This window comes from Vibrio sp. QJM3NY_35 (assembly GCF_057785915.1).
The window spans coordinates 2,026,830-2,045,812 of sequence record NZ_CM173507.1 but is presented as its reverse complement, the minus strand read 5'-3'; the positions used below and the strand labels follow the sequence as shown (position 1 = coordinate 2,045,812).

Genomic DNA, 18,983 nt, shown 5'->3' with positions numbered 1-18,983 from the left:
TGAAAGCCGAATGTGATCATCACATTCGGCTTTTTTGTGCGTGCTAGTTAGAGTTATGAATCCCTAACTAGTTGTTAGGATAGCCTGGGAATTTAGCTTTAAAGGCAACTCGCTTAGGGAAGTGCTGCTCCATAAATTTAACCATCGCAGGGTCGTTCGCTTGCAGCTCAGTGAACGTCGCAGAACTTAACTCTTGTGCGTTGTAACCCTTAAAGTTGAGGTCGTAGTAGGCATACAGAGAATAGGCTAGATACTCTTGATCGTATGACTCTGCGTCTAAATCAGCTTCAACAATCGTAGAGTCTTTACCGTTCGGAAAGTAAGAGCCTGCAAGAATCGCTTTCTCATTGAGTACATCTAACTCTTTTTGCATCACACTCCATTTCGATGAAGATGATTGTACTGCTAAGTTCATCACACCGTAATCGTGAACAAAGTGAATAATCTCTTCAAACGCAGCGTCTCTTTGAGTCCCTAAGTCAGGCTTGTTCTCGTCTGTTGTCGTGTCTGTGGTTTCAGTCGCGAACAGATCTTGGAAACGGTAATTTTCATCTAAGAAGTCACCGCCATCTCTGTCAGACCAATCTTCATCGTAAAAGAATGCCATGGTCGCTTTACTGTCGTAAATTGCCTTAGTCACTTCAGCAGGGAAGCTATCAAGGTAGTACTCCATGATGTTTTTAACATGAGCGACTTTTGCTACACCGTTATTTTTTGACTGGTCTTCAATCAACAGTGGAATCTTATAGCCGTGGGCTTCTACACAAGTGCGTTGCTTGATGCCATTTTTGAGTAAGTCACCAGTCGTGTTTGAGATTACAGAGCAGTCAGCTGTAGGCACTCGTGAGAATGTCTCTGAGGCGCTTTGAGCGAAGGATGGAACAAATTGAATGCCATTGCTCAGAGTGTTGCCAACTCGAACGTAGAGGTTCATTGGCCTCATTTGATCGATATTAAATTTGACGCCAATATTATCAAGAATGAATTGCTTATTGATGGTCACGGTGTCCGATTTTTTCCATCGAATGACGTTGTTTATGTCGTTTTCAACCTCGGCGATAGCAAGCTTTGCAAGGGTGCTCGTTGAGTTAAAGTTTTCGTAGTAAATATCGAAGTTTTCAACGTTGAACGTTTTACCCGCTGAGTCTGTTGCCGTTACAGAGAAGGTGATATCGGCATCGCTTTGAGTTTTGTAATTGCGCTCAGGAACGCCGTGAACTTGTGCGAAGTTGCCGCTAGATTTTAGATTATTACCATACTGAGTAATATCAATGTTCACATTTTTATCTGTACCCGCAGCAAGCGATTTCACGCTGAAATGCAGTGAGTAATTGCTTCCTAAGCTAACAACGGATTTTGCGCTTGATGCATCGATTACATTCTTTGACGCGCTAGTGTTATTGCTGTCGCTGCCGCCGCATGCAGTGAGCATCGTAGTCAGAACAAGAGTTGGAATAGTGAGTTTGTATACCATAGGGAACCAAGTTATCTGCAAGCTATAAAGCCTGCATGTTACAAGAAATGGCATTTGCTCTTGGTAAGCCTTTGTAAGTTTTGTATTGATGGCGCTTACAAATGAATAGCTTGTTATTTATTGAGGCTATTGGTTGTCGGTTGGTAGCTGCTCGATACTAGAATCACAGACACAAAAAAGCCCGAGTATAAACTCGGGCTTTGAATGGTTTTCTTTATAACTTATGAGGAGCTAGATTGCCTGACGAAGTTGGAAATAACGTCCTGCTTCGTTTAACAGTTTCTCATGAGAGCCGTTTTCAACAATCTCGCCTTGTTCAATCAGAACGATCGAATCCATCGATTCCAGACCAATCAAACGGTGCGTGATGAAGATAACCGTCTTGCCTTCGAAGTGCTTCTCGAACAGTGCCATGATGCTCTGCTCAGTTTGCTTATCTAAGCCTTCTGTTGGCTCATCAAGAAGCAGGATAGGGGCGTCATGAAGAATGGCACGTGCGATGCCGATACGGCGCTTCTCACCACCAGACAGTTGACGACCACCGTCACCTAACCAGCTATCAAGCGCGTTGTTCTCAAGCAGCTTTTCTAGGCCAACGTCTTTAAGGATGTTCGCTAAGTGATCATCGGTGGCTTCTGGTCTTGCAATCAACAAGTTGTCACGCAAAGTGCCATTTAGAATGTCGACACGCTGGCTTACCACACTGATTGATTCACGAAGCTGTGATTCGTTCCACTGCGTCAGTTCAATGCCCGCGATTGAGATATAGCCCTTTTTAGGATCCCAGTAGCGAGTCAGTAGCTGAATCAAAGTCGATTTACCTGAACCCGTTTGACCAACAATCGCAACCTTGTGTGTGGCAGGAATCGTTAGGTCTACAGCGTTCAGAACACTGCGCTCAGAATCAGGGTAGTTGAACGTCACGTTTGAGAACGTAATATCAAGCGGCTTGTTGATGTCGAGTTTCTCTTCAGCAAACTGAACTTCAGGTTCCGACAAAATAACTTCGTTCAAGCGACGCGCAGAAGACAGAGTCTGCCCTAAATGCTGGAACGCACCTGCAATTGGCATTAGCAGCTCGAAGCTTGCCATAGTTGCGAATGCCATTAGCGCGATGAACGGGTCTGGTGCATTACCACCCACGCCGTCAGCCGCAAGCCAAAGCATAAGAACCAATGTCAAACCGTTGAACAGCATCAGAGCTGCTGACGCCATACCGGTTAGGTTAGCATTCACAAACTGATTCGCCATCAGCTTCTGCTGTGTTTCTAGAATCGCATTACGGTAACGTTCTTCTGCACCGAACAGAGTCAGTTCGCTGTAGCCTTCAATCCAATCTAGCGTAGTCACACGAAGATCAGCTTTGTTCTGTGTCAGCTCACCACCGTTACGTTTACCTAGCTTGTAGAACAAGATTGGCCAAACCAACAGCATGATCAGAAGGATAGAACCTAAGATCAAACCTAGTGAGCTATCGAACCACATCAAGAACAGAGTCAGGAAGAAAATCCCGAACACACCAACCGTCACTGGGCTTACTAAACGTAAGTACACGTGATCCATGGCATCTACATCTGCGACCAAGCGGTTGAGAAGGTCAGCATCACGAAGGTTTGAGATACGACCTGGGATCAGCGGAGCAAGCTTCTTGAAGAAGAAGATACGCAGATCGGTTAATAGCTTGAATGTTGCATTATGGCTGACAACACGTTCACCCCAACGACCCGCAGTACGGCTCATTGCCAAACCACGGACACCACCACCCGGCAGCATGTAGTTGAAGGTTTCACGCGCAATCGTAAGGCCTGCAACCGCAGAAGCTGAAATGAACCAACCCGATAGCGTCAACAAGCCGATAGAAGCCGACAAAGTAGCAAAAGCCAATAGCATGCCTAGCGATAGGCCAAACCAATGCTTTTTATAGAGTTTCAGGTAAGGCAGTAAATCACGCATCTAAATTACCCTTATTATCTTGTTGAGCTAAGTTCGCGTTCAGCATCTCTTCAAACAAACCACCCGCAGTCGAAAGCTGAGAGTAATGACCTTGTTCAACCAGACCACCATCGCGCATCACCAGAATGTTATCGACCGATTGAAGAGGAGCCAGTTGGTGCGTCACAAGTAGGGCAGTGCGGCTTTCAATATTGCTATTGATGCCTTTCATCACTAACTGTTCGCTACGAGTATCTAGGCTGGCTGTTGGTTCATCGAGCAACCAGAACTGGCCATCTTGAATCATTGCACGAGCCAAAGCCAAACGTTGAGATTGACCAACAGACAGGCCGCCAGAGCGATCAGAAATCATGTAATCCAAGCCGTGCTCGTTAACGAACTCGCTAGCAAATGATTGCTCAAGAGCATTTTCGACAACTTGGTCAGCGATGTCGTGCTTACCTAGAGTGACGTTGTCACGAATGCTGCCGTGCAGTAGTAATGGGTTTTGACCAACCCAGCTAATGGTTTTACGCCAAGAGGCTAAGTCGAGGTCACGCAGTTCAATACCATTGATTTTCAAGCTTCCTTCATAAGGCATGAAACCAAGGATGGCATTGATCAAACTTGTTTTACCCGCACCACTTGGGCCAACTAACGCAGTCGATTGGCGAGTGTTCAATGCGAACGAGATAGGACCAACTAATTGAACACCTTCAGGGCTTAACACTTTTAGGTCGGTAGCTTCAATATTGATGCCTTGAGCCGGATCGAGCTGAGTGTTGCCTGATTTAACCTTAGTGATGTCGGTTTCTAGGAACTCGACAATACTTTCGGCTGCGCCAACCGCTTGTTGTTTCGCGTGGTAGAAAGTACCTAAGTCACGTAGAGGTTGGTAAAACTCTGGCGCTAAGATAAGGATAAACAAACCAGCGAATAGCGTAATGCCTGCACCGTAGTGGCCGAAGTTCAGTTCACCGATGTAGGTGAAACCAAAGTAAACCGCCGTCATCGCGATAGAGATAGACGTGAAGAACTCAAGTACCGCAGAAGACAAGAAAGCAATTTTCAACACATCCATGGTGCGCGTTCTGAACACTTCAGATGCACCTTTAAGTACTTCTGTCTCAGCGTTCGTGCGATCAAATAGACGGATAGTCGTCATCGACTGTAAACGGTCGTAAAAATGACCTGAAAGACGCTGCAGCGCTTTGAAGTTTTTACGGTTTGCATCGGCCGCTTTCATACCCACAAGTGCCATGAACATCGGCACCAGTGGAGCAGTAATCAAGAAGATCAGTCCTGCTGCCCAGTTTACTGGGAACACCACAACCAAAATAATGAATGGAATCATTACCGACAGAGACATCTGAGGCAGGTAACGAGAGAAGAAGTCTTGCATGTCTTCTACTTGTTCTAGCAACAGCGTTGCCCACGTACCGGCAGGTTTACCTTTAATGTAAGCAGGGCCTAACTCACGTAGTTTATCTAGGATGAGTTGCCTTATATAGACCCGGATCTGTTCACCACAGCGATAACCTGCGATTTCACGTCCCCATGTACAGCCAGCACGGCCAACGACCGATAATGCCAAGCCTGCGAAATGACCAACCAGTTCAGATTTATCGACATTCTCGATGATCAGCTGGTGAAGAATAGAGGCGAGAAGAGCTGCTTGAGCAATTAAGAACACGCTTGAAAGTACGCCAAGGCTAATCGCAATCATAAGCCAGCGTTTCGCTAACTTACTCTGTTGCTTAAGCCACTTGTTCAAGCTGCGTTGTTTTTTCTTATCCATTATGAAGGCTTAATGATAATTATTATTTGTTGAGGGCGGCTAGTATACAAAAGAAAGCCCAGTGGATATACCACTGGGCTCTAGGGATTTACAACAAAATGTGATGACGCCCTGCATCTACTGAGGCGAGAGCACCGATAATCAAATCTGCAATCTCAGATTTACTTATCGTTAAGGCCATCTAGGAAGCGCTCAGCGTCCAGTGCAGCCATACAACCTGTACCAGCAGAAGTGATTGCTTGGCGGTAGTTGTGGTCCATTACGTCACCTGCAGCGAATACGCCTGGGATGCTGGTTTGTGTCGCGTTACCTTCCAGACCAGACTGAACGATGATGTAGTCATCTTTCATATCCACTTGGCCTTTGAAGATTTCCGTGTTCGGTTGGTGACCGATAGCAATGAACGCGCCCATTACTTCGATGTCTTCTGTTTTGTCAGACTGAGTATCTTTAATACGAACGCCAGTCACACCCATATCGTCGCCTAGAACTTCGTCTAGCGTGCGGTCAGTGTGAAGAACAATGTTGCCGTTCTCTACTTTGTCCATTAAACGCTTCACAAGAATCTTTTCAGCGCGGAACGTGTCACGGCGGTGAATTAGGTGAACTTCAGACGCGATGTTCGATAGGTAAAGTGCTTCTTCAACCGCCGTATTACCACCACCCACAACCGCTACTTTCTGGTTGCGGTAGAAGAAACCATCACACGTTGCACAAGCAGAAACACCGCGGCCTTTGAATGCTTCTTCAGACTCTAAACCTAGGTATTTAGCTGATGCACCTGTTGAGATGATCAACGCATCACACGTGTACTCGCCAGAATCGCCTTTAAGACGGAAAGGGCGGTTTGAAAGGTCGACTTCGTTAATGTGGTCGAACAGGATCTCTGTTTCAAAGCGCTCTGCGTGCTCTTTCATGCGATCCATTAGAGCAGGGCCCGTTAAACCTTCAGCATCACCCGGCCAGTTTTCTACTTCTGTTGTGGTTGTAAGCTGACCACCTTGCTGCATACCGGTAACTAGTACTGGGTTTAGGTTTGCACGAGCAGCGTAAACTGCAGCTGTATAGCCAGCAGGGCCAGAACCAAGAATCAATAAATTACAGTGCTTTACGTCGCTCATGAGGACTCCGAAATTGAAATTGTTTTTATTTATAATCGCTTAGGATTGTATGGAAAATATGGAGGCAATAAAAGGTTAAACAAGGGCTGAAGTGTAATTAATCGTTATAGGTTAGAACATAAGCTATTTTTAGGAACTTAGGTACATCAAGGGATGTTGCATTATTAATGCGTTGAGTGAGTCTTAATGTCGCATGGACATATAGTGGCTTATTGCGGTGAAATCTGCCTTAACCAAGAAATTTTAGAACGTAAGGGGATAGGACTAAACTTTGTTGTCGAGTTACTTGTGTTGACATGGTCTAAAGCAGACCGCTAGATTGAAAAAGCCTCGCATTTGCAAGGCTTTGAATCGTCTGTTACCAATGATAATTAAAGCTCTGCGATCAATTCTATTTCTACTAGAGCATCTAATGGTAAACGAGCAACCTCTACGCATGAACGAGCCGGCTTATGTTCGCCAAAAAACTCAGAATAAGCGGCATTGAACTCTGCAAAATTATTCATATCAGACAAGAATACCGTCGTTTTAACAATGCTCTCTTTTTCGCAGCCAGCTTCCGCAATAACGGAACTTATATTACGGAAAATTTGCTCAGCTTGCCCCGTCACGTTACTAGCAGAAAACTTCATTGTTTCTGGGTCTAGAGGTAGCTGACCAGAAAGGTAAAGCATACCGTTAGACTTGATAGCTTGAGAAAAAGGGCCAACTGCTGCAGGTGCTTGTGTCGAGAATACAATTTCCATGAAAACTCCAAAATATCATCGTGTGATGATGTGAAAATAATTAATAAATGCGTGTGAAGCCGTTTTCTAGATCTTCAATAAGATCGGATACGTTTTCGAGACCTACATGGATTCGAACCAAAGTACCTTCAAAATCAACAGGGTTTGCAGGGCGAATAGCATTCAGCTCTTCAGGTTGATTAGCAAGAATCAACGACTCGTAACCGCCCCATGAATATGCCATTGAGAAATGCTTAAAATTGTCTAAATATTCTTCAAGTTCTTCTTGGCTGAGTCTCTTATTTAGGACGAAGCTGAATAGACCATTACAGCCTTTGAAATCGCGAACGTAGAATTCATGACCTTTACAGCTTGGTAGTGCAGGATGGTTAACTGTTGCAACTTCTGGGCGCTCCGTTAACCATTTAGCCACTTCGATACTAGCTTTCTCGTGTTGAGCTAAACGAATTCCCATAGTACGCAAACCACGTGAAGCGGTGTAAGCTGTGTCTGCATCAACCATCTGACCCATTAGGTAAGAACGCTCACGTAAACGATCCCAACAACGCTCGTTGCTTACGGCCGTACCCAGCATTGCGTCTGAGTGGCCAACGATGTATTTAGTGCCAGCTTGAATTGAGATATCGATACCGAATTCCAGTGCTGGAAATAGAATGCCTGCAGCCCAAGTGTTGTCGATCATAATAATGACATCTTCAGATACAGCGCGAACCGCTTTGACAATAGCTGGAATGTCTTGAACTTCCATGGTTACTGAACTTGGTGACTCTAAGAAAACTACTTTTGTATTAGGTTTTACTAAATCAGCAATTTCAGAACCAATTGTTGGGTCGTAGTATGTTGTTTCTACAGCCATGTCTTTAAGAATGATATTGCAGAAATCTTGAGTTGGCTCATAAGCGGCACCCGTCATAAGAACGTGATCGCCCGAGGCAACGAATGACAATATAGAATTTGTTACGGCAGCTGCACCACATGGGTATAGCGCGCAACCCGCACCATTTTCTAGCTCGCACATAGCATCCTGTAGAGAGAAGTGAGTCAGAGTACCGCGACGTCCATAGAATAATTCACCGTTTGCACGGTTTGCTGTTGCGTCTTTCTTCTCTTTAACACTGTTAAACACAAGTGAAGATGCACGTTGAACGACAGCGTTTACAGAACCTTGTTGAAAACGAGGTTTGCGACCTGCGGTAACTAATTTTGTTTCGATATGTTTACTAGTCATTTTTTTATCCTATGCCAATTGTTCAGCAGGTTGTGATAGTTCTTGAGTTTGTTTTTCTTTACCCATGAAGCGTTCTACGATTTGTGTTGCGTTAATGTCGTGCACAACGTTGAGTACTGTTGCAGGCGCATCACATATAGTGCCGATTACTACGAGCACTGGAATTACTTCAAGTGGAAGGCCGAGCGTAGTGACAATGAAAATCTCACCTAAGAAAGCGCCGCCCGGTACACCACCGATGATGATTGCCGATAGCACAGCAATAACCATGGTCATAACGAATACATCAAAACTAAATGGAAGCCCTAAAACTGCGTAGATAAAGACCACTTTGATTGCCGCAGTAATAGCAACGCCTGATTTATTAAGGTTTACGAAGAGTGGGATACAGATATCGTATATTTCTTTTTTGATACCCATGCTGTCAGCCGCTTTGATAGTGACTGGTAGAGTGCCAAGAGAAGAACATGTGCCCAGCGCTGTAATTGATGGGGCAGCTGCGTATTTCCAGAACTGCTTAACGCCATTAGTGCCACCACCGATGTATGAGTAGACAGTTGCGCCAACTGCGTAATAAACAACCATATATCCGCAGAGTAGGCCGATAACTGTAGCAAGAGGAGCTAAGATTGAACTGTCTTGAGATGCCATTGTTGCAGCAAAGAATGCGCCAAGGCCGACAGGAGCGAGTTTCATAATAAGGCCAACGATGTTCATCACTATAGCGTTAGCTGCATCAACTAACTCAGCAATTTTCTTACCTTGCTCACCGGCTTGGCTAATCGCAATTCCCGCCAGTACAGACATGATAATAAGCGCAAGAATGTTCGATTTAGATAATAAGCCCACAAAGTCATTGGTCGTAAACATGCTGACAAAGTCCATGCCACCAGCACTGCCTGTAAATTCTTGGCTTAAGTCGATGGTCACACCTTGAGATAGGTCAAATAGCTGAGCGATACCAACAATTCCCAGTGATGGGAAAAATGCCATTGCAATTGAAATCGTCAGTACTAAGCCTAGAATCTTGCCAAGTTTCTTTAAATCAGTCATGCCCGCAATTGAAGACATTACACTAAGTGAAACTAAAGGAACGATGACCATGAATAGAAGGTTAAGAAAAATTTGACCGATTGGTTTTACCTTAAGTGCAAGTTCTGGTGCGGTTATTCCAAAGATTGCGCCAATAATAAGCGCCAATAGTAAGACTATTGATGAGCGGTAAGGCTCTAGCTTTTTTAACATAATGTTTCACTCTTGTTAGTAATTGTGATTAATAATTAATTATACGAACACTTGAATTTGGAGTGATTATGGAGAAAAAATTATACCAAGACAGTGATTTTGATCTCTAAAGTGGCATTTATGGATAATTTTTTATAATTTAATGTATTGGATCAATTTTTGTGATAATTTTTTATTAAATAAAGAAATGGAGCGATTTAATGAACTACTTAGTCCCGTATGAACCGATTGTTGATATGCTTGCTGACTTTTTGGGAGAAAATGTCGAAGTAGTGTTACACGATCTTAGAGATATGGAGTCATCCATATACAAGCTTAGAAATGGACATATAAGCGGTAGGGTGGTTGGAGATCCTGTGACCAACCTTGTAGTCAAATCAATCGCTACAGATAATTCGGTTGATTATGAATACAACTATGTAGGTCTTTCGAAGGACGGAAAAAAGTTAAAATGCGCAACTCTTTATATTCGTGACGAGAATAAGAGAATTGTTGGTGCTTTGTGTATCAACATGGTTGTAGAGCAGTTTTTAAATGCTAAGAAATTTATTGACTCGTTTCTTGCTGGTTATGTGCCAAATGAGGAAGACAATAGTGTTGATGAGCATATTGGAGTTAGTATCCCTGAGATGGTTGATATTCGTATCGATAAAGTGATTGAAGCTTACCCTGTGACGCTAGCTGAACTATCGAAGGAAGACAAAATTGCTATTGTTACGGATCTAAATAATGAAGGGATATTTTTGTTAAAGGGAGCTGTTGGAAAAATAGCGAATAAATTAAACATCTCTGAGCCTACTGCTTATAAATACTTGCAACAGCTTAAGTAATGACCATTTACCTCTAACTGCACTATGACGGTTAAAGTTAATTCCAATGTCTAGTATGTAATGTGTATAGCCCATTGGTTTTTATAAATATAAAAACCAATGGGAAATTCTAGATTAGAACTTTATGGAGACAAACGTTTTCGTGGCTGAAAGATCGCCTAAACCACCGTCTTCTTCGAGAATTGTTGCTGTCGCCTTTTCGATTTCGAACCGCCATATCAAAACACGCCCAAATAACTGTATATAAAAACAGTATTTAGTTATAAGATTGCACGCACGTTTGATCGGCAAAGTTAGAAAGATGAGGAACGAGCAATGAACTTACTCCCAACAGGCACACAGCTAGGTAAATTGGAACTATTGGAAGTGTATCAAGACGTCTTAGGGCCGAAGTGTTTTTCGGTTAAGAATGAAAATACCCAAAGGTTTATGGTGTATTGGAGTGGGGATTACGACAACGGCCAGTGCATTAAGTGGGCTTACATTCCTGTGACCAAACCATTGCTTGCCAGTTTGCTAAACAAAGAAGTGAGCTTTCACGATGCGTTCCACCGTTCAGACAAGCTTTATCTAGCGACTATCTACACAAACGAAGTAGGGAAGCCCGCGAAAGTCGGACTACTGAATGCAACGAACAAGCACTTAGTAAACCTACCGCCCGTTGATTTTGAAATCGACCTTGAAGAAGCATGTGTGTTTTAGTTTCTACAAGATTAGTTACGGGCTCTGAAGCGTCTAATTGGACATTAGCAATTAATGAATTACTTCTTGTAAGGAAAATATGCAAGTAGTTAGGCGACAACAATACTTAGCAGGAACTGCGCCTTCATGGATTCAATCTGAATTAGAGGTTAAGACTTCAACACATTTACTTAGGCTTGCTAGAGCTATAGCCATACATTAAGAAATAATATACGGCTATGTTGGGATAGCTAGAATGGTAATTAACCTGACTACTTAGCCATAGTTTTGATGCTATGTAGTCAAAGTTGAGCTCAAAACTCTACAGCTCGGCTTAATCAATTAAACAATTATTTCAAACACTGGTAACAACAAAAGCCTGTTTTAGCCTTAGAAGCCCAATTTGACTTGGTCCTTAATGACAAGTAAATCCGTTGATGCCATAATTGACGTGAGATTAAACAAGAGATTATAACAAAATGATAGACTTAGACGTATTTACTGAGCAAGCTGAGTACATCCCCAAAAAATCATTTAAAAAGTGGACAATCAGCCATCAAAATGAAGTAGATATAGTCAAAAAGCTCACGCAAGGGGGAGCTAAACTAATTACCGGACCTAGAGGGTGTGGTAAGACTACTCTGATGCTCAAAGCTTATAACAACCTGATATCGAGTAAGCGAGCCAATACCTTACCAGTGTATGTTAACTTTAAGTCTTCATTAAAGTTGGAGCCTTTGTACAGAAATAATCCAAACGCAGCTTATTGGTTCAATCAATGGCTTTTATTGAAAGTTCTCTTAGGACTTTATGAAAGTCAGGAAATTGCTTTAGGCGAACAAAGCTTATCTTTTTTATCAATGAGTAAAGCCCATATTCAAAAAGTAGTTGAACTACTTGAAATGGGAAGAGTTGACTTGATTGATGAAAATGAAGATCACGTAAGCATCTCTATTATAGATAGCTGTATAAATAGTGTTATTTCCAATCTCGGTAAATCTAGGTGTGCACTGCTGCTTGATGATGCTGGCCATGCTTTCTCAGCAGAACAACAGCATGACTTTTTTGAATTTTTCAGAGAAGTGAAATCTAAATCCATATCCCCTAAAGCAGCTATTTACCCTGGAGTTACAAGCTACTCGTCTTCTTTCCACGTTGGGCATGATGCAGAAGAAATTGATGTATGGGTTAAACCAACGGACAATGGCTACTTAGACTTTATGCATCAATTATTGAAAAGTCGGTTCAACGAACAGGTTTATCTTCAATTAACAAAACATGAGCATCTACTCAACCTCATGTGCTATGCAGCATATGGTATTCCTCGTTCGCTGTTAAATATGATTTCTGAATTGTGTAAAATTAACGCCGATGCAAATGGAGGGGATGCTGCAGAGATAAAATTGGATAATAAAAGAACGCTCGCTGCTATCAAGGGATCGTTTGAAAAAAGTTATCAAATATATGATTCATTAAGATTGAAACTACCTATGTATAGTAACTTTATTGACACAGGTGCATCATTTTTTGAAAACAGTTTGAAACTTTTAAAAGAATTTAATAAAGGACCAGATACAACTAAGCAGAGCTCAATTATCGCCATCAAAAGGCCTATTAGCCCAGAATTAGGTAAAGTAATCGGTTTCTTTCAGTATTCAGGGATAATATCGCCATCAGGTATAAGTAGTAGAGGTAATAAAGGTGTATATGAACTTTATGAGCTTCATTATGCAGCGATAATTGATAGAAATGTGTTCTTTAGTAGCCGTGGTATTAATGTTGAAAACTACTGTTTAGCATTTAGTAGTCGGCCTAACCACCATTACCCAAGGCACGGTGAACAATCACTGTTAGAAGCGATAGAGTGTTCTTTTGTCCTAGCATTACCAGCGTGCGAAGTATGTAAAACACCTAGGCTGTCGGATGAAGCAAGGTTTTGCATGAGTTGTGGTTCAAAACTAAAAGATGCATCTATATTTGAAGACATTGTTAATCAAGATATATCGAAATTACCGATCACAGAAGCTCGTGCACAATCGATAAAAGAGTCATCAAAGATTAGAATTATCAAAGATATCTTGATGGATCATGATAATAAAGAGTTACGTAGCGTAAGAATGATTGGTCCCACATGGGCTAAAAAAATCCGTAATTATGCAGAGGAGTTTATTGCGTAATGTCATGGAGAAATAGCATATGCCAGCAAAGTGGTGTGGAAAGAGTCACTGATCTGAATCGTTATGTGTCTAGGGTTTCAATCTCTACTGATTCACCTATTGATCAATTCTACAAAGAAACTAGAAATATTATATCTTTTGCGACGCCTCAGAATATCAATAGTTCACCTACTTTAGGTGCATTAAGTACCGTTGGAATTGTGTCATGTTGTGAAAATTATTTTCGTCAAATCTTCAGTGAAATACTTAGCATCTGTAGTGATGCCCAAAAGAATGCGGCGTCACAAACAATCAATATGGGATCAGTAATTTGGCACCCCAATTCTGAAATGGCTAAAGGTGCTTTCGAACATACATCGTTAGCTGCATCGGAAAACATTTGTAAAACAAGTGATAAATATCTAGGTATAAAGCTTAAGTCGCTTGGGCTTGAAGCAATACTTGCAGAGTTCGATAAGATATGTGAATTACGGCATGGTATTGTTCACTCAAATAGGGTTTTAGCCGGTAAAAATGGGATAAAACTTAAGCTCGAGTCTTCGGCTAATCTTACTTTGATTGATGTGAAATTTGCAGAACTTCAGGAAATATTGGCGGTATGCCAAGCATTGATAATTTCGACAAATTCAACGCTATTTGGTGTCATGTGTGAGCGTTGGGCTAAGTCTTGGAGATCAAATCCGTCTTGGACTTCAAGTAAAGAAAATGAAAAATTTAAGCAAATTTGGTTCTTATTTCGTTCTAATATGGATTCATCTAATAGTTTAATTACACGAGATATTACTTGGATAAAATGTCGAAATGAAGTGAAGAAAGAGTTTAATGTTTAAACTTTTATCCTCTCAATTAATATTAAAGATGATAGAAGAGGCTGATACTTAGTCTTAAACTAGCCTCTTACCTCATAATCGAATTCATAACTTTCTCGAAGTTTAGACCAAGTTTTGACAGGTTTTGAACACTACGCACAGGTTTAACACTTGTCATTACGTCGAATTTCCCCCCGTGATACAACACGGGGATTCACGACGAACAGCATTAGAAGAGTGGATAACTTCTAGTAGGGCAAAGCCCATAAACAGGATGTGAATGAGTAAAAGGTCTATCCAAAAAAGCATAAACGTATTGTCGAAGAGCCTCTAACATTAGTGAACACCTGCCTATGTTCTAGGCTGTCAAAAAACACAAAGTAAATTCCTTTCGCAATGTTCCACTTCAAGAAATTCACATAAACGACATTATCAATTCGAATTAGGTGCACACCGTTTAAAGCTGAGTATTTTCGTCATTGAAAGGTAAGAGAAACGACTTCGTGAAAGCAAATTGATTTGAGGGCGGCCGAGTTCCCCCCGAACTCGACCTGTTCCAGACGCGCAAGCAAAGGCGTTTGGTTTCTGGCGTACTCATAAATTAACCAATTTCAGTTTGTTGTGTAAATAATCAATAGCTTGGCAATTGATAGGTAAGTCGTATTTCGCGGTGCAAAAGCATAGAAATGAATGATGGCGAGCGTGATGCCTGAGCTCATGCAAGGAGGCTGGCGTATTGAAGCGAAAGGGCTGACACAATACGAAACATGGCTAGCCAGTTAATAATATCGTTAAATTTAAATTTGTAGGGATTTATAACTAGCTAGTGGAGTGTGCTAGTTTTAAGAGTTGGTCATCTTTTATTCTGGTGTTATACACTGCTTTTGATTTTCAAGTTGGATTTAGTGTCTGAATTATTAAATCTGACGGGATAAATGATTGTTTAATGTTGATTTGACAAGATCTTCAAGTATCCTTTATGTAAACAAAACGTTAAATATCGAAAGTAAATTAACAATCATTAAGGAGTCGATGATGTTACATGCTCACGAAAATACCCTACATATTACCCACCTCAGTAACCACGCGGTTGAGGAGTTGTCACCATCATTCTCTAAGCTACCAAGCACAGAGCATGCGGATGGCCAGTTTCGATTGAGAAGATACTCGGTGGTTCAATTCAGTAATGGACAAGTCGTTGAGCAAGACAAACATAACTTTGTTCAGTCTGAAAACATTAATCACTTTCAAGGTGACGTTGTTCGCCAGTTCGAGCCGATTGAAGCGAATATTTTAGGCAGTGAAGGCATGCAGGAAATGTGTGAACTGTTTATTGAAACCAACGGGCTTGAAGACGGGCAAGAAATCGAAATCCATCAAATTCGTATTGCCGCTATTTTTGAAGAGACTCAGGTTGCTCCTGAAGGTGTTCACCAAGATGGTTTTGACCATATCGCTTTGATCGGTGTGAACCGTCACAACATTGTGGGCGGTGAAATCATGCTGTATCAAGATTCACATGAAGCGCCATTCTTTAGAAAAGTGTTAGGTGATGGCGAGGTTGCGATGCTGGCAGACAGTAAGCTTTGGCACAATGCACAGCCGATTCGTACCATAGACCACGATGAGATGGGCTATATGGATGTGTTTGTTCTAACAGCTAAGGATGCGCGCAATGTCCTTCACTCTTAATGATGTGCGCCAACAGTTTAGTGCTTTAGGCCAATATCATAACGGCAAGCCTGTGACCTTTTTTGATGGGCCTGGTGGATCTCAGGTACCAGAGAATGTTTTAGCTTCGATGACCGAATACCTAGGGCATTTCAATTCAAACCTAGGCGGCCACTATTTTTCTAGCCAAAAGACGACGAGCTTAATGCAGCAAGCGCGAGAAGCGGCGCAAGCACTGCTAAATGCGGAGTCTTCTGGCAACGTTGTGTTCGGTGCGAACATGACATCTCTAACCTTCCAACTTAGCCGAGCGATCAGCCGCGATTGGAAAGAGGGCGATGAAGTTATCGTCACGGCGTTAGACCATTACTCAAATGTATCGAGCTGGCAGCAAGCGGCAGACGACAAAGGCGCGATTGTTCGCCAAGTTCGTGTAGACGAGTCGGATTGTAGTTTGGATATGGCGCATTTTGAATCGCTGCTTAACGAGAAAACCAAGCTTGTCGCAGTCACGTTTGCTTCGAATACGACAGGCTCTATTGTCGACATGGCGAAAGTTATCGAGCTTGCACATCAGCATGGTGCGCAGGTTTATGTCGATGCCGTTCATTACGCGCCACACCACTTGATTGATGTTCAGCAACTGAATTGTGATTTCTTAGCGTGCTCGGCTTATAAGTTCTTCGGCCCGCATGTTGGCATTGCTTATGTTGCGCCTCAATGGCTGCATACTTTAAAGCCTTACAAGGTAGAGCCTGCAACCAATATCGGCCCAGGTCGATTTGAGACTGGCACCCAAAGTTTTGAAGGCCTTGCTGGTGTGATTGCGGCGGTGGATTACTTGGCACAGTTAGGTGATCCAGCCGATTCATTGCGTTCTCGTTTAGAGCAAAGCTACGCGTTGTATAATAAGCACGAAAGCCAGCTCAGTGAATACTTCCTTAAGCGCTTGGCCGACCTTGAAGGGGCAACGCTTTACGGGAAAACCGAGTTTGATTCGAATTTAAGAACGCCAACGTTTGCGATTACCTTTGAAAACCATTCTCCAGAGTTCATCGCCAAGAAGTTGGGTGAACATAATATCTGTGTTTGGAACGGACACTTCTATGCATTAGGGTTGGTGAAGCAGTTGGGTATTGAAGAGCAGGGCGTGGTGCGTATTGGTTGTATGCATTACAACTCGATTGAAGAGATCGACTTGCTGTTCAATGTGCTTGAAGGGATCTTGCGAAGTCACTAGCAAGAAGTAACTAACACCTAGATGGTTACAGAATTAGAAAAGAGCATGCTTCTCTCAATAATATTGAGGTGGAAGTATGCTCTTTTTGTTTGACTGAGCTTGTTTGTTCAACGGCAGTTATTCTATTAAGCCATTGATTTAACTAAGCGATTAATTTAACTAAGAAAGTTGTTTAACCAGAGCTGCACCTACAGCGTGTGCGCTGGTTGGGTTCTGGCCTGTAATCACTCGCTCATCAACAATCACAAGTTCTTGCCAAGGTTGAACCTTGTTGAAACGCGCAGCGCTACGAGCAAGAGACTCTTCCAGTAGGAATGGAATGTCGTTGATGGTGCCAAAGTCGATCTCTTCTTCGCGAGTAAAGCCAGTCACCGATTTAGAGCTTAGTAATTTTTCACCGTTGCTCAGAACAATCGGAAGCAGCGCCGCAGGGCCGTGACATACTGATGCGATCACACCGCCATCTTCATAATGTTTAGCCGCAATAGCAGCAAACTGCTCGTTAGTTGATAGGTCTGAAAGCAAGCCGAACCCGCCTGGATAGAAGATAGCATCGTAGCTTTCTGCATTAATTTGGCTTACAGGGATCGTATTGTTAATACGGTTTTGGAAGTCATCATCAGCCAAGATCTCCGCGTTTACTGAATCCCCTTCAATATCTGTCCCATACAACGGACCTTTACCACCCTTGATAGAAGCGATGTCGTACTCAAAACCCGCAGCCAAGATCTCTTTCAGAGCATGAGTCAGTTCAGGCGCGTAAGTACCGTTCGCTTGATCTGTATCGCCTAGTGTTGCGTGGTTAGTTACAGGTATTAGTATTTTTTTCATGATTCGTCCCTTTGAGCACGTTTGTTTGGTTTCAGCGTCGTTGTTTAGACATCCGCGTTTCTAAGACAGACATCCGTTTTATTTATAGAGGTGCCGCTGTTTCGTTACCTGTAATAGTAGTAGTAAACCATTTGAGTGATAATATGCCGAGTAGGCAAAACATTATTGCTATATAGCAATAGTGGGTGTGAATTAGTCGGATGTGAATTCGTTAGATGTAAACAGGTGAAGTATGGACAGCTTTGAAGGGATTAATGAGTTTGTTGCAGTAGCCGAGTGCCACGGCTTTTCTGCAGCAGCAAAACAACTGGGTTGCAGTACCAGTCATGTCAGTCGCCAAGTTTCAAGATTAGAAGAGAGAGTGGGTGTGGCGTTGCTTGCACGCTCTACACGAATGGTGAGCCTGACTGAATCGGGTCACACCTATTATCAGCAGTGCAAAGACTTAGTAATAGGGCTTCAGCAAGCGAACGAACAAGTGACTTCTCAACAAACTCAGCTTAGCGGTACTTTGCGTGTGAGTGCCGCAGGCGCGTTTGCAGAAAATCATGTCGCGGCGGCGCTGATGGAGTTTGCCAAAGATCATCCTGAGCTCACCATAGAAATGAATTTCAATACCAAGATGGTTAACTTCATCGAAGATGGTATCGACTTCGCTATTCGTTACGGCCGATTGGACGATTCAGGTTTGGTGGCAAGAAAGCTCGTCGATCGCCCAATGGCGGCCGCAGCCAGTAAAGACTATATAGAGCAATTTGGTACGCCCACTCACCCTGAGCAGTTGAAAATGCACAGCTGTATTATCGCCAACAGTGATCAGTGGCTATTTGAGAAAGAGGGCAAACCGTTAAATGCAGTGCGAGTGCATGGGCGATGGCGCAGTAACAATTCGAGTGCAGTACTGAAAGCATGTGAAGAGGGGCTTGGTGTTGTTTACCTTCCCAAAAGTAGTTTCAATGGCGGTCTGACTAATGGAAAGCTTGTCCCGGTGCTTGAAGAGTATTGGGGAGCAGGAACCAGCAGTTGGGTCGTATATCAAAATCGTCGTTTTTTACCCCAGAGAGCACGGTTAGCGATCGACTTCTTGGTTGCTTATTTTTCGGATTGGAATGAGTAACCGACGAGGTTTTAAGCGAACAGCCAACAAGATAGAAGTGAATAATTAACGGAATTGAAAAGAGTTGTAATTATCGCTAGCTA

General features: G+C 42.7%; 15 protein-coding genes and 1 pseudogene. 8 read left to right on the top strand and 8 right to left on the bottom strand.

Going from position 1 to position 18,983, the window contains the following annotated elements; translation table 11 throughout:
- Positions 1-67: 67 nt before the first annotated feature.
- From AC3CH3_RS09205 to AC3CH3_RS09175, 7 genes are all read right to left on the bottom strand, one after another.
- On the bottom strand, positions 68-1,474 hold the full coding sequence (locus AC3CH3_RS09205; protein ID WP_488537020.1) for a hypothetical protein: 1,407 nt from the start codon (positions 1,472-1,474) through the stop codon (positions 68-70).
- A 231-nt stretch (positions 1,475-1,705) separates the two neighbouring features.
- Positions 1,706-3,427, bottom strand: coding sequence for a heme ABC transporter ATP-binding protein/permease CydC (cydC, locus tag AC3CH3_RS09200; RefSeq protein WP_488537019.1), 1,722 nt, complete (start codon positions 3,425-3,427; stop codon positions 1,706-1,708).
- On the bottom strand, positions 3,420-5,204 hold the full coding sequence (gene cydD / locus AC3CH3_RS09195) for a heme ABC transporter permease/ATP-binding protein CydD (protein WP_488537018.1): 1,785 nt from the start codon (positions 5,202-5,204) through the stop codon (positions 3,420-3,422). Before cydD ends, cydC begins: the two co-directional genes overlap by 8 nt.
- Positions 5,205-5,365: 161 nt before the next feature.
- The gene (gene trxB, locus AC3CH3_RS09190; RefSeq protein WP_332410552.1) at positions 5,366-6,325 is read right to left on the bottom strand and encodes a thioredoxin-disulfide reductase; all 960 of its coding nucleotides are present in this window, start codon (positions 6,323-6,325) and stop codon (positions 5,366-5,368) included.
- A gap of 371 nt (positions 6,326-6,696) precedes the next feature.
- On the bottom strand, positions 6,697-7,071 hold the full coding sequence (locus tag AC3CH3_RS09185) for a RidA family protein (protein WP_192888905.1): 375 nt from the start codon (positions 7,069-7,071) through the stop codon (positions 6,697-6,699).
- Between the two features lie 40 nt (positions 7,072-7,111).
- On the bottom strand, positions 7,112-8,299 hold the full coding sequence (gene metC / locus AC3CH3_RS09180; protein WP_488537017.1) for a cystathionine beta-lyase: 1,188 nt from the start codon (positions 8,297-8,299) through the stop codon (positions 7,112-7,114).
- Positions 8,300-8,308: 9 nt separating this feature from the next.
- On the bottom strand, positions 8,309-9,544 hold the full coding sequence (locus AC3CH3_RS09175) for a dicarboxylate/amino acid:cation symporter (protein ID WP_488537016.1): 1,236 nt from the start codon (positions 9,542-9,544) through the stop codon (positions 8,309-8,311).
- Between the two features lie 200 nt (positions 9,545-9,744).
- Here AC3CH3_RS09175 and AC3CH3_RS09170 point away from each other — a divergent pair, with 200 nt between their 5' ends.
- The 7 genes and pseudogenes from AC3CH3_RS09170 (at position 9,745) to AC3CH3_RS09140 (ending at position 16,952) form a co-directional block, all read left to right on the top strand.
- Entirely contained in the window at positions 9,745-10,374 is a 630-nt protein-coding gene (locus AC3CH3_RS09170; RefSeq protein WP_102447696.1) for a helix-turn-helix transcriptional regulator, read from the top strand.
- 315 nt (positions 10,375-10,689) lie between these two features.
- Positions 10,690-11,076: a DUF6575 domain-containing protein gene (locus tag AC3CH3_RS09165; protein WP_488537015.1), complete on the top strand. Its 387-nt coding sequence runs from the start codon at positions 10,690-10,692 to the stop codon at positions 11,074-11,076.
- 82 nt (positions 11,077-11,158) lie between these two features.
- Positions 11,159-11,278: pseudogene (locus AC3CH3_RS09160) on the top strand (regulator); the annotation flags it as partial.
- Between the two features lie 256 nt (positions 11,279-11,534).
- Positions 11,535-13,232: a P-loop NTPase family protein gene (locus AC3CH3_RS09155; RefSeq protein WP_102548918.1), complete on the top strand. Its 1,698-nt coding sequence runs from the start codon at positions 11,535-11,537 to the stop codon at positions 13,230-13,232.
- Complete coding sequence (locus tag AC3CH3_RS09150; RefSeq protein WP_102548917.1) at positions 13,232-14,062, top strand: ribonuclease H family protein; 831 nt, start codon at positions 13,232-13,234, stop codon at positions 14,060-14,062. Before AC3CH3_RS09155 ends, AC3CH3_RS09150 begins: the two co-directional genes overlap by 1 nt.
- Positions 14,063-15,076: 1,014 nt before the next feature.
- Positions 15,077-15,733: a 2OG-Fe dioxygenase family protein gene (locus AC3CH3_RS09145; RefSeq protein WP_029223539.1), complete on the top strand. Its 657-nt coding sequence runs from the start codon at positions 15,077-15,079 to the stop codon at positions 15,731-15,733.
- Complete coding sequence (locus tag AC3CH3_RS09140; RefSeq protein ID WP_488537014.1) at positions 15,717-16,952, top strand: cysteine desulfurase-like protein; 1,236 nt, start codon at positions 15,717-15,719, stop codon at positions 16,950-16,952. The genes AC3CH3_RS09145 and AC3CH3_RS09140 overlap by 17 nt, the downstream gene beginning before the upstream one ends.
- Positions 16,953-17,111: 159 nt before the next feature.
- Here the strand turns inward: AC3CH3_RS09140 and AC3CH3_RS09135 are convergent, their stop codons facing one another.
- A complete protein-coding gene (locus AC3CH3_RS09135; protein WP_019821834.1) occupies positions 17,112-17,783 on the bottom strand; it encodes a type 1 glutamine amidotransferase domain-containing protein in 672 nt (223 codons plus the stop codon).
- 232 nt (positions 17,784-18,015) lie between these two features.
- Between AC3CH3_RS09135 and AC3CH3_RS09130 the strand changes: the two genes are divergently transcribed.
- Positions 18,016-18,900, top strand: coding sequence for a LysR family transcriptional regulator (locus AC3CH3_RS09130; RefSeq protein ID WP_050052967.1), 885 nt, complete (start codon positions 18,016-18,018; stop codon positions 18,898-18,900).
- Positions 18,901-18,983: the final 83 nt, after the last annotated feature.